The organism is Nocardia puris (genome assembly GCF_036051655.1).
Lineage (GTDB): Bacteria > Actinomycetota > Actinomycetes > Mycobacteriales > Mycobacteriaceae > Nocardia > Nocardia puris.
Map to the genome: position 1 here is coordinate 4,423,926 of NZ_CP107943.1, position 12,212 is coordinate 4,436,137.

Consider the following 12,212-nt stretch of genomic DNA (forward strand, 5'->3'; position numbering starts at 1 on the left):
ACCGGATATGCGGGATGGGAACTTCCGCGTGTTCGCCACACTGTTGCCCACGATTAACGGCGAGATCACAGTTCAGTGGTAACGCGCTGTGTCGCAGGGCAATTCATGTCGGTGGTGCGTTGCGTCGGCCGATGGTTATCTCGGTCATAGATCGCCCACCCGGCTGGCCGCGGAAGACCGGCTGTGACATTTTGTCAGCACACACCCGTCCGCCCGGGCGTCCTCCCGGGGGCATGTCAGCTCGGAGAGACGATGCGTATCGGAAAAGTCTTTGTCGTCGGGAGCGGTATCGCGGGGTTGTCGCTGGCAGCGGCAATGTCTCCGCATGCGGGCGAGGTCATCGTCGTCGAGCGTGACGCCGAGCCCGAAGGCCCTCGTCGCCGCCCGGGAGTGCCGCACGCGGCCCTGACCCACACGCTGATGGAGGGCGGACTGCGCGCCTTCTCCGAGTTGTTCGGTGACTTCCTCGGCGACCTCGCCGAGGACGGTGTGGTGCCACTGTCCATGTCCGCCGATCTCGCTTGGTGGACTTATCACGGCTGGGCCCACCGCCTCGACAATGCGCACAGGTTGCTCTCCTGCTCGCGGCCGTTGCTGGAATGGCGCATCCGTCGAATCGTCGCCGCATTGCCGAATGTCGAATTCCGATACCACACTCGGGTGACGGGTCTGCTCGCCCGGGGGGACGCGCGAGTGCACGGTGTCCGCACCGCCGACGGCGGCGAGCTCACCGGGGCGGACCTGGTGGTCGATGCCACCGGCCGGCACGCCCGCGGCGTCACCTGGTTGAAGGAACTCGGCATCGGGGAGCCGGAATCAACAGTCGTCGACATCGGATCGGGCCACACCAGCGTCCGGTTCCACGGGCCGTTGGCATTGGCCGATCCCTGGCGGGGAATAGTTCTGCAATCGGCGCCACATACCAGCAGGCGCGGCCAAATGCTTCCGATCGAGAACGGTGAATGGTTGCTCACTGTCGTCGGATGTCTGGGCGATCGCCCGCCCGCCGACTTCGAGGGCGTCCGCGAGTTCAGTGCGGGCTTGGCCGACCCTGTGCTCGGCCGTGTGCTCGAAGCAGTGGACCCGATCGAGGTGGCAGGCTTCCGTCCCACCGGCAACCGCCGTTTCGAGTTCGATGCTCTCCCGGTGTGGCCGGATGGTTTCGTTGTCGTCGGGGACGCCGCATGTCACTTCAATCCCGTATACGCCCAAGGCATGACGGTCGCGGCGCAGACAGCGCTGAGTCTGCGCGACATGATCCTGCGCGCTGGGCTCGGCCCGGGCAGCGGGCGCGCCCTACAGGCCCGGGTCACCTCGGCGGGTGAAGTCGCCTGGCTCACCGCGACGGGTGTCGACCAGGGGCTGTTGGCCGGCGACGCGCACCGTCCGGACTTGCGTGGGCGGTATCTGCAGCGCGTGATGAACCTCGGTCGCGTCGACGCGGGAGCCCAAGCGGCCGCCCTGGATCTGCTCACGCTCTGTGGTTCGCCGTCCGCCTTGTTCGGGCCGCGGGTGCTTCGCGCGCTGCCGAGGCGGATTCCCGCGATCCCGCGTCCGCGCATCCTGAAGGACGACGGTGATGACTGACTCGCGCTTGCACAGCCGTTGCGGCCTGTCCCCGGAAATCGTTCGGGCGGACGCCGGGAGTCCTACGCCGGTCCGGCGGCTGTCGGGGGACGGTCTATGGCTGAAGGACGACGGCGTCTACGGCTGCTACTACGGTGGAAACAAGCTGCGCAAGCTCGAATGGCTGCTGCCGGCCGCGGCGCGCGGTGGTGCGCGGGTGTTGTGCACGGCGTCGGCAGCGGGAGCGGCCCACGGCTTGGCCACTGCGGCCGCCGCGCGGCGGGTGGGCATCACCACCCACGTCGCGGTGGTGGACCAGCCGCCGAGTCCGGAGGTCGACGAGCAGATGGCGCGACTCCGGCGCGTCGCCACCGTGCACCACACACGCACTGTGCGCCGGACGTATCTGGCCGCGCCCGCGATCTTCGCGGCGGCGGCGAGCCGGCACCGGAGCAGGCCACGGATCATTCCGGCGGGCGGCTCCTCGGTCCGGGGAATGCTCGGGTACGTCGAAGCGGGGTTGGAGCTGGCCGAACAGGTCCGGGCGGGCGCGTTGCCCTGCCCGGACCGCGTGGTCCTGCCCGTCGGAACCGGCGGCACCGCCGCGGGCCTGGCGACCGGCCTGCACCTGGGCGGGCTGTCCGCCACGGTCATGGGCGTGATCATCAACGATCGACCCCGTTGTGACGAGCGGCGGCTTCGCCGGTTGCTGGTGCAGTGTCACCGGTTCCTGCGCGCTCACGGCGTCGGAATGCCGGAGGGGACGCCGCACGTGGAACTCAGGGACGAGTGGCTGGGAGCGGGATACGGGCATCCGACCGCGTCGGGGACGGCCGCCGTGGCCCGCGCGGCCGGTGATGACGGTGTGTCGTTGGACCCGGTGTGCTCGGGCAAAGCGTTCGCCGCGGCGCGCGAGTTGGCCGGCGAGGCGAATGTGCTCTTTTGGAACACCTTCGATGCGCGTGCCGCCGAGTTCTTCCCCGGAGACTGAGGGAGCGACGATGCTGGATACCTCCGCTCAGCCGGAGAACCGCCTCGAAACTGTCATCCGGCGGGCTCACGAGATCACGGGTACCCGATATCACCCCTATTTCGCGCTCAACGATATCGGGGCCGCGGTCTGCGCGCTGCTCGCCTTCGGTATGGGTGCGTTATGGCTGGATGATCACCGATGGCGCTTACCGATTCTCGCGGTCGCCGTGTTCTATTTTCCCGTGTACCCGATTCTGCTCTGGGCGAAGGAGCGTTATTGGGGGCTGGCGGCGCGGTCCTACTTGACCGATATGGTGGTGGTGCTCACGCCGATTTTTCTCGCGCTCGTCGTCGCCACCGGCGTACCGTGGCGTGTCGCGGTTACTTTTCTGGGCCTCTGCTTTCCGCTGGCGGCATGCTTCGCGCGCACTGGCTGCCTGCTGAGCGGCTGTTGCTACGGCCGCCCTGCGCCGGGTCGGCGGGGGCCGCTCATTGTGCGGTATCGGCGGGAGACGCAGCGACCGGCCGACCAATGGTGGCGAAAGGTGAGCGTCGGAGAGTCGGCCACGACCCCGGTGCACGCCGTCCAGGTCTGGGACATTCTCACCAATCTCGCCCTGCTTCTAGCGATCTCGGCATGGGTCGTTGTGCGCGCGGAGCCCACTCCTGAGGCGCTGCCCGCCTACTTGTCGGGGTACGCGACGGTGCGCTTCGTACTGGAGCGGTATCGCGGGCACCGGCACACGACGCGGCTCGGATACCTGAGTCACGCGCAGGTGGTGTGCCTCGCCGTGGTCGCGGCCTCGGCGGGGCTGCTGTGGTCCTTCGCTCACGTGTGACGCGACGTGGCGCTCAGTGCCACCGCTCGATCAGGGTCACCAGGGCTCGCAGGTCGCCCAGTCGGTCCGGGGGCGAGCCGAGCCGTACCAGCAGGTCGCGTGCGCTGTCGCAGTGCTGGCGCAACAGCGCCTCGGCGTGACGGCGGCCACCGGCGCGCTCGACCAGGTCCGCCAGATCCACGGTCTCTTCGATGCAGGCGGCAGACGGGGTCGCGTACCTTCTGCGGAGCTCCCGACCCGCTGCGGTGTCGGAGCACAACGCCGCCACCACCGGCACGGTCTTCTTCCGGCGAACCAGATCGGTGTGCGCGCGCTTGCCGGTGGCGGCCGGATGCGCCCAGATCCCGCGCAGATCGTCGGCGATCTGGTAGGCGAGGCCGACGTGGGCGCCGAACCGGCGCAGGATGTCGACCTGGCGCTCGGTGCCGCCCGCGGTCCGGCCGCCCAGCGCACACGCGGCTTCGAGCAGGGCGCCGGTCTTGCCGGCGGCCATGCGCAGGCACGCTTCGATGTCCACATCCGATTGCTGCTCGAAGGTGAGGTCGGCGGATTGGCCTTCGCAGAGGGTGCGCAGCGCGCGGGTCAATGTCGAAGTGGCCGCTGGTGCGCGTTCGGCGAGGAGGTCGACCGCGAGCGCGAACAGTGCGTCGCCCGCGAGAATCGCCGGGCCTACCCCGAATTCCGCCCAGACGGCGGGCCGGCCGCGGCGCATTTCGTCGGCGTCCATGACGTCGTCGTGAATGAGCGTGAAATCGTGAGCGAGTTCAACCGAAACCGCGGCGGCGAGCACCGCGTCGGTGTGGCCGGAACAGCCGGGTACGGTGCGCGCGGAGGCGATGACCAACGCGGGACGGATAGCCCGCCCACCGGTTTTCGAGGCGCCGGCCGTATGCCATCCGCGGTGCTGTCCGACAATTTCCGCCAGTGCGCTCGGCAGGGTTTCGACCACGGTGCGGTAAACGGGCTCGAACAGGCTCCGCGCCTCGCCGAGGACCGAGTCGGCAGTCGGTCTGTCCGCGGAAACGAGATTCGGAGAATTCTGCACGATACCGCCTTACCATCCGCACGAAATCATTCGCAGTCTAAGGGCGGATCATATGGTCCGCACGGCGGCGACCGGGGTCCGGCGGAATTTCGTGAGGTACGCGACAATTCGGATGAATTATTCGCGTTCGGTCCGGCGGAGACGAGCGGCTCCGCGGTATCAGCGGGCTTGCGCCGGAATGCGTTTCTGCAGCTGAGCGGCGATCTGGTCGGGTGAGGCGGGCACCACGCGCACGGTGTCATCCGCCTTGATCAGGTAGCGCCCGTCGTCGCGAACGTCGATCCAGGTGTAGTGGACGGGCGTGGGCGGCTCGTCGCGGTCCAGCCGCGGTTCGATGCGGATGTGCCCTTCGGCGGTGTGCGGTTTGAGCAGCAGCCTGCGAATGGAGGTGGCGCCGTTGCGGCTGACGGCCTCGGTGTCGCGCACGGCGGCCGAGTCGGCGGCGCGGGCGGGTTCGCGGCCCGCGGGGGCGGTGGGCAGCAGCGCGGCGATCCGGTGGCCCAGCTTGCCGACGTGCCCGATGGACAGGTGGATGCCCCCGCCGAAATCGGGTCGCTTCCCGGGTTCCTGCACGGCCAGCACGGCGCGGTCGTAGACGGCGCAAGCCAGCAGTCGCAGTTCGCTGCCCGGCGTGTGCCCGCCGCCGATGACGACGATCCTGGTGTGCGGTGCGGCGAGGATGCGCAGGCACGCGGACAGGTCGGGGTCGCCGCCGAGGGGCAGTCGCTCGGCGAGCTGCCTGCGCAGGGCCTCGGCGTCGTGCTCGGTGCGCGGCGTCTCCAGGATGCGCAGCGGGAACGGGTGGCGATCCACCTCGGTCTCCCGCCAGACATGGGCGAACTCGTCCGGGGTGAACGTCCAACCCACGCCGAATCACTCCTTACCGAACCCACGAACTGACCGCAGCATAACGGTGCCGCGCGCCGCGCGACGAACTGTCTGTGAACTGGTACCACATGTTTGACGGCTAACGTCACGGCCAAATCTCGGATATATCCAGACAAGCCCTGATTTCCCGCGCGCGGTGAGTATCCCGTTCCGGCGCGCTGAGCAGGGTCGACGGGAGAGATGCGTGCAGGTACTCGGTTCGTGGAACGACAGCTCGACGATCGGCCCGCTGGCGGGCGGCAAGGCGCGCGGACTGCACAGGGTGCACAACGGCGGTTTCCGGGTGCCCGAATGGGTGGCGCTCGGCACCGACGTGTTCGCGGCCTTCGCCGCCGAGAGCGGGGTGGACGCCGCGATCGCCGAGTTCGCGCGGATCGAGGACCAGGACCGCGCGGTCGCCGCGTCCGCGGAGCTGCGTGCCGCGATCACCGCCGCACCGCTGCCCGCCGCGTTGCGGGAGTTGATCGACCGCGCGTACGCCGACCTCGGCGGCGGCCCGGTGGCGGTGCGCTCGTCCACGGTGGCCGAGGACGGCGACGCCCACTCCTACGCGGGACAGTTCGACTCGTTCCTCAACGTGAACGGCGCCGACGCGGTGGCCGACCGGGTGCGTGACTGTTGGGCGTCGGCGTTCTCGGAACGGTCCACCCGCTACGCGTTCGCGCGCGACCTGCCGCGCGGCGGAGCGCCCGCGGTGGTGGTGCAGCGGCTGGTGTCGGCGCGGGTGAGCGGCGTGTTGTTCACCGCGAACCCGAGCACCGGCGCGTCCGACGAGATGGTCGTCAGCGCGGTGTACGGGCTCGGGGAGGGTCTGGTGTCCGGCGCGGTCGACGCGGACACCACGGTGGTGGACAAGGATTCGGGCGTCGTGCTCGACACCGTGGTCGGCGACAAGGAGCGCAGCTACACACCCGGGGCGGAGCAGGGCTGCGCGATCGCTGACGTCGACGCCGCCGCGCGCGGTGCCGCCGCGCTCACCGACGCGGAGCTCGCCGAACTGGTGGAGCTGGGCCGTAAGATCGAAATCGTCTGCGGCGCACCGCAGGACGTGGAGTGGGCGATCGACGACGTGGGGGTCTGGGTGCTCCAGTCCCGCCCGATCACCACCCCGCTCGCGCCCGCCCGGCGCGCGGCGGCGCTGTTGCGCGGCGCGGGTGAAACGCTGGCGCCCGGGGAGATGCGCATCTGGGACAACTCCAACATCATCGAAAGCTTCAGCGGCATCACGTCTCCGCTCACCTACACCACGGCGGCCGACATCTACGGCCGCGTATATCGCGGCTACGCCGAGTCTTTGCGGGTACCACCCGCGCAGGTGCGCCAGACCGAGGCGTGGACTCCCGTGCTGCTCGGCTACTTTCACGGCCGGGTCTACTACAACCTGCTGCACTGGTATCGCATGGTCGGCATCGCGCCCGGCTATCCGCTCAACCGCAAGGTGCTCGAGGCGGCGCTCGGCGTCGACGAACCGCTGCCCGATGAGATCGCGAAGACGTTGCGGCCCTTCACTTTCCGCAACCCGATCGCCAAGGCGCGCTCGCGGGCGGTGACCACGGTGACCTACCTGCGCCGCCTGTTCGGCATCGACGCGCTGGTGGAGCGGTTCCTCGACGAGTTCTACCGCGTGTACGACCGCTACGACGCCCTCGACTACGCGAACCTCTCCGGCGAGCGGGCCTACACGGCCTACCGCGAGGTGGATCGCGACCTGGTGCGACGCTGGGGCCCGCTGATGGTGCTGGACGCGATTCTGCTCACCTGCACCGGCGCGCTCTACATCCTCACCAAGCTCTTCCTGCCCAAGGCCCCGGAGTGGTTCCTGTACGCGGTGGTGGGTCCGGGCGCCGACGTGGAGTCGGCCGAACCCGCCCGCGCCATGACCGCGCTGGCCCGCTCGGTGCACGCCGATCCGGCGCTCGCCGAGCTGGTGCGCACCACCCCGCCCGGCGAGATGTGGGCGAAGCTGGACGACTATCCCGCCTTCCGCGCCGAGGTCGACGCCTATCTCGATCGCTACGGCTACCGCAGCCTGGACGAACTCAAGCTCGAGACCCCCGATCTGCGCGAGGACCCGTCCGGGCTGTTCATCATGCTGCGCAGCGCGCTCGGCCGGGTGGGCGAGGCCGCGCCCGACGACCGGCGCGGCGACGCCGAGGACTACCTGAACGCGCACCTGGGCGGCGTCCGGCGCCGCGTCTACGAGCGGTTGCGCGCCAAGGTGTCGCGGTGCGCCGCCCACCGCGAACGGCTGCGCTTCTGCCGCACCAGGGCGTTCGGCATGGTCAAGCGGATGATCCGCGCCATGGGCCGCGATCTGGTGGCGCGCGACGTGCTCGACGAGTTCGGCGACGTCTTCTACCTCACCGTGCACGAACTGCGCGGCTGCTACGAGGGCGCGGACACCGCCGCGCTGCGCGGTCTGGTCGCGGCCCGCAAGGCGCGGCGCGGTCCGGACGCCGAACTGGTCGCGCCCGCCCGTTTCGTCACCCACGGCGACGCCTTCGGCCGGGCCGAACTGGCCGAGCAGGGTTGGGTGCCGATCACCGACACCCCGGCCGCGACCGCGGGCACCGTGCTGGAGGGCACCCCTTCGGCGGCGGGCGTCGTGGAGGGCGCGGCGGTGGTGGTGGACGAGCCGAGTGACGTCGCGGGCGGCATCCTGGTGGCCTACCGCACCGATCCCGGGTGGGTGGCGGCGCTGCCCTCGGCGTCGGCGCTGGTGATCGAGCGCGGCAGCCCGCTCACCCACGTCGCGATCGTGGCGCGCGAACTGGGCGTCCCGACGGTCGTGCAGGTCCGCGACGTCACGAGAAAGATACGGACCAGTATGCGGATTCGGGTCGACGGGACCGCGGGAACGGTTACTGTGCTGTCCGAAGGAGATCACGGCGATGGCACCTGACAAAGACGTTGCGGCCGTTCGGGATTGGTTGCTGCATCCGGCCGCCGACACCGGTGTGCATCTGGCCGACGAAGCCGACGGCTGGGCATTCCGCGGTTATCCCGAATTGGCGGACCAGGCGTGGTCGATCGCCGCGCTCATGCGCGCGCACGGACTCGACAGCGGGGGTGGCGCCTGCGTCATCATGCCCACCGGCTTCGCCTGTACCGCCGCGTTCTACGCGGTGTGGGCGTGCGGCGGGGTGTTCACCCCGATCGCGCCGCCGATGTTCGGCGATCTCGAGCAGATCATCGCGCACATCGCGTCCATCCTGGCGGTCGCCGAACCGCAACTGGTGGTCACCTCGCCGGAGTTCGAGGACCTGGTGCGCCGTGCGGCGACGGCGGCGGGACGCACCGACGAACCGCTGGTGATCGGCCCGGACCTGCCCGACCCGCCCGCCGACCGGGTGCTCGGTGAGCCGGACGAGTGCGCACTGCTGCAATTCACCTCCGGCTCCACGGGCACGCCGCGCGGCGTACGGGTGAGCTGGCACAACCTGGCCAATAACATCGCGATGATCTCCCGCCTCATCGACTGGCGGCCGGGCGAGGCGATGGTGTCGTGGCTGCCGCTGTACCACGACATGGGATTGGTGGGCGCGTTCCTGACCACCGTCACCAACCAGGGCGACCTGTACCTGATGCGGCCCGACCAGTTCGTCCGCGACCCGGCGCGCTGGCTGCGCGCCATGGCGCACGCCCAGCACTCGCCCTCGCCGTCGTTCGCGCTCGGCTACGTCGCGCACCGGGTCCGGCCGGAGGAGATCGAGGAACTGGACCTGTCGGGCTGGCGCACGCTGGCCGTCGGCTCCGAACCGGTCGAGGTGGCCGACCTCCAGTCCTTCGCCGCGCTCACCGGCCCGCGCGGGTTCTCGATGTCGGCCTACACCCTGGCTTACGGCTTGGCGGAGGCCACGCTCATGGTGACCTCGTCGGCGCGGAACCGGCCGATCACCGCCCTGCGGCTGGACACGCCCACTCTGCGTTTCGGGGAGCCGGTCGGCGTGCTGGCCGAGGAATTCCTCGACGACCGACGCCGGGTGGAGGGCGCGGGCTGGATCACCGGTCTCGGCTACTCCACGCCGGAGTCGACTGTGCTCGCCGTCGATGAGGACGGGCGCGAGCTGCCCGACGGTGTGCTGGGCGAACTGGTCGTCGTCGGCGATTCGGTGGCGATGGGCTACACGGGCGATTCGGCGACCGCCGCCACCCGCCTCGCGGACGGCAGGCTCTACTCCGGCGACGCCGGATTCCTGCACCGCGGTGAGGTGTTCGTGCTCGGCCGCATGGGCACCAGCCTGAAGGTGCGCGGCCGTTCGGTGTTCATGGAGGACGTGGAATCGCGCGTCGCCCGCGAAACCGGCATCACCAAAGGCAAATTGGCGGCCGTCGCGCTCACCGACGTGGGCGCGCCCGGCATCGCGCTGTTCGCCGAGGCGCCCTCGGGCGAGTGGATCGGCAAGGTCCGCAAGATCATTCGCGGCGAGCTCGGTCCGGCGGCCGCCATCACGATCGTCACCGGTCCGCGCGGCACCATCCGCCGCACGTCCAGCGGGAAGCCGCGCCGCCGTCACCTGTGGCAGCTGTTCCGCGACGGTGGGCTCACCGGTGTGGAGGTGCACGAGGCCGACGGGACCTCGGCGCTGACGCATCCGGCAGACGCGAAAGCCACCTCGGCACAACGAGATTCGATTGTGATCGGCGTGTCCAGCGATGCGCCGGGCGGCACGGCGGCCGGGGCGCACAGCGAATCCGGGTCCGCCGACGACCTGCCCACCCCCGCCTTGCCGCGCGAGCGGATCGAGCAGCTGCTCGACGGTGCGCTGGAAAGCGTTGTCGTACCGGCTGATTCGGCCGTGCTGTTCGAGGGCTCGCTCGCGGAGGGGTTCGGCAACGAGGGCTCCGACGTGGACTTCCTGGTGGTGGCCCCCGGCGACGAGCAGTTGCCGACGCTGCCGACGGTGCTGTTCATCGATGGCCGCCGGGTGGAGGTGCGCACCCGGTCGCTCGCGCAGCTGCGCGGCCAACTGGAGCGCGCGGCCCAGGCGGACCCGTCCGCGCTGGACGAGGACCTGCTCAACCGCTGTCAGCGCTTCCTGCACGCCACCGTGGTCCGATCCGGCGCGGTGGACCTCGCGGGACTGCGGGAGATCCTGCCGCACCGGGTGTTCCGCGATGTCGTCGCCGACTGGTGGGCGGCGCGCGCCACCCAGGCCCTGCGCTACGCCGTCGCGCTGCGGGCGCTGCGCGCCGAGGACGAGGCGATCGAATGGGCCCGCGACGGACTCACCCAGGCGGTGAAGGCGTGGGCGGCCCGGCAGGGCGAGACCTATGTCGAGACGAAATGGCTGCCGCGCCAACTGGATCGGCTCGGTGGCCCGTTCGCCGACCGGTACCGGGACCTGAGCGACCCGGCCGCCTGGACGGTGGACGATCGAGACCTGGGTGATCTGCCGTCGGGTGTGGATCGGTTCGCCGACAGCCGACGCGTGGGCGGCGAGAGCTCCGACGGCCGGCGCGCGGACGGCGGGGGTTCTGTCGACCGGCGCGACGGCGAGGAGCATTCCGACGGTCGACGCGACGGCGAGGAGGGTTCCGACGGCCGCCGTGATCCGCAGGGCGGTTCCGGCATCCTCGGCGCGGCCAAGGCACGCGCCCTCGCCGCGAACACCACTTGGGACGAATTCTGGTCGCTGGTGGCCGATCTCGGCATCACCGACGTCGCCGACGATCCGCACCGGGTGCTGTTCGCGCGCCGTCCCGGCGTGACGACGTGGACCATCGGCGGGCGCGTGCACGTCCTGCGCGACGACGCCGAGGTGTTCGTACTCTCCGCCGAGGCTGTCACCGCGTGGCGCTCGGTGGTCTTCAAGCACTCCGTGCGCGACGTGCTCGCCCGCGCCCCGCGCGATATCGCGCCCGACCTGGGCGAATTCGTGCGTCTGGGCCTGGTCGGCCTGCAATGGCGCGGTGCGGAAGTGATCCGCCCGGCGCTCGCCATGTGCAAGGTCGCCGCGCCCTGCACGCCCGTCCCCGGCGCGTACGCGCCCGCGCTCGGGCTCACCGGCGCGGCCCGCGACGACGCGGCCGTCGCGACGCTCTGCCCGCTGCCCGCGCGCCGGTTCACCGAGTGCGCACTGAATCTGGTGTGGTCGAATATCGTGCTGGAGAACGCCAGGGAGGATCTGGCGGGCGCGGTCAAGGACGCCCAGGGCGGTGTCGCCGACATCTCCGCGCACCGGCTGGTCGCCATGGCGGTGCGAGTCCTGCTGTCCGCCTTCGGTATTCACCCGCTGCCCGCCGACGTGTCCCCGGCCGCAACCGTAGCGCGCCTGCTGCCTCCGCACGCGTCCGGTCGCGCGGAGGTGCTGGCACTGCTGGATTCGGCACGGCGCGTGCGGTTCTCGCACCTGCTCGCCGCCGGTGGTGACACGTCCTCGGCGCTGGCCACGCTGGACGATTTCGTGGCGCTGGTGCGCCGGGTGGCGGGCGGGGCCGACGCCGCCGTCGTGTTCCCGGCCTCGTTCGATTCGCGCGACCAGTGGCGGCGCACCCTGGCCATCGGCTACGACTGGCTGCGCCTGGCCTCCTACCTGAACACCGACCTGCCCCTCGACGAGGCCCGCGACCTGCTCACCAGCGGCGGCCAACAGCCTCACCTGCGTGAAAGCGAGGCGACATGACCGCCGACACCGCCACCGCCGTACGCCGCCTGGTCCTGGCCATGGCCCCCGAACCGCCGGCCGAACTCGCCGACGACCACCGCCTCATCGAGGACCTCGGCTTCGACTCGCTGCGCCTCATGGAACTCACGGTCGTCCTCGAACGCGCCTTCGACCTCCCCAGACAACGCCCCGAGGACCTGGCCGGCGTCCTGCGCGTCGGCCAGGTCATCACCCTGGTCGACCGCGCGAGCGCCGCCCGCCCCACCAGCGAGGTGCCCTCATGAGCCCCGCGCA

Annotated in this window: 8 protein-coding genes; 6 read left to right on the plus strand and 2 right to left on the minus strand. The window is 70.5% G+C overall.

What is annotated here, in order from left to right; genetic code table 11:
- The first annotated feature begins 252 nt into the window (after positions 1 to 252).
- The 3 genes from OHB21_RS20435 to OHB21_RS20445 are packed head-to-tail and all read left to right on the plus strand — an operon-like array spanning position 253 to position 3,377.
- Positions 253 to 1,587 (plus strand): FAD-dependent oxidoreductase, encoded by a 1,335-nt coding sequence (locus OHB21_RS20435; protein WP_324192041.1) that lies wholly within the window; start codon positions 253 to 255, stop codon positions 1,585 to 1,587.
- Positions 1,580 to 2,557, plus strand: coding sequence for a 1-aminocyclopropane-1-carboxylate deaminase/D-cysteine desulfhydrase (locus tag OHB21_RS20440; protein ID WP_067511573.1), 978 nt, complete (start codon positions 1,580 to 1,582; stop codon positions 2,555 to 2,557). The genes OHB21_RS20435 and OHB21_RS20440 overlap by 8 nt, the downstream gene beginning before the upstream one ends.
- Positions 2,523 to 3,377: a prolipoprotein diacylglyceryl transferase family protein gene (locus tag OHB21_RS20445; RefSeq protein ID WP_170160785.1), complete on the plus strand. Its 855-nt coding sequence runs from the start codon at positions 2,523 to 2,525 to the stop codon at positions 3,375 to 3,377. Before OHB21_RS20440 ends, OHB21_RS20445 begins: the two co-directional genes overlap by 35 nt.
- Positions 3,378 to 3,390: 13 nt before the next feature.
- Here OHB21_RS20445 and OHB21_RS20450 read toward each other — a convergent pair whose 3' ends face one another.
- Together OHB21_RS20450 and OHB21_RS20455 are read right to left on the minus strand one after the other, a co-directional pair.
- Complete coding sequence (locus OHB21_RS20450; RefSeq protein WP_084537946.1) at positions 3,391 to 4,422, minus strand: polyprenyl synthetase family protein; 1,032 nt, start codon at positions 4,420 to 4,422, stop codon at positions 3,391 to 3,393.
- A gap of 159 nt (positions 4,423 to 4,581) precedes the next feature.
- Positions 4,582 to 5,289 carry an ESX secretion-associated protein EspG gene (locus OHB21_RS20455; protein ID WP_067511576.1) on the minus strand — a complete coding sequence of 236 codons (708 nt, stop codon included), beginning with the start codon at positions 5,287 to 5,289 and terminating at the stop codon, positions 4,582 to 4,584.
- Between the two features lie 205 nt (positions 5,290 to 5,494).
- Here OHB21_RS20455 and OHB21_RS20460 point away from each other — a divergent pair, with 205 nt between their 5' ends.
- The 3 genes from OHB21_RS20460 to OHB21_RS20470 are packed head-to-tail and all read left to right on the plus strand — an operon-like array spanning position 5,495 to position 12,202.
- Positions 5,495 to 8,212: a phosphoenolpyruvate synthase gene (locus OHB21_RS20460; RefSeq protein ID WP_195125792.1), complete on the plus strand. Its 2,718-nt coding sequence runs from the start codon at positions 5,495 to 5,497 to the stop codon at positions 8,210 to 8,212.
- The gene (locus OHB21_RS20465) at positions 8,202 to 11,936 is read left to right on the plus strand and encodes an AMP-binding protein (protein WP_228791328.1); all 3,735 of its coding nucleotides are present in this window, start codon (positions 8,202 to 8,204) and stop codon (positions 11,934 to 11,936) included. Before OHB21_RS20460 ends, OHB21_RS20465 begins: the two co-directional genes overlap by 11 nt.
- Positions 11,933 to 12,202, plus strand: a complete 270-nt coding sequence (locus OHB21_RS20470; protein WP_067511577.1) for an acyl carrier protein — start codon at positions 11,933 to 11,935, stop codon at positions 12,200 to 12,202. Before OHB21_RS20465 ends, OHB21_RS20470 begins: the two co-directional genes overlap by 4 nt.
- The last annotated feature ends 10 nt before the right edge of the window (positions 12,203 to 12,212 follow it).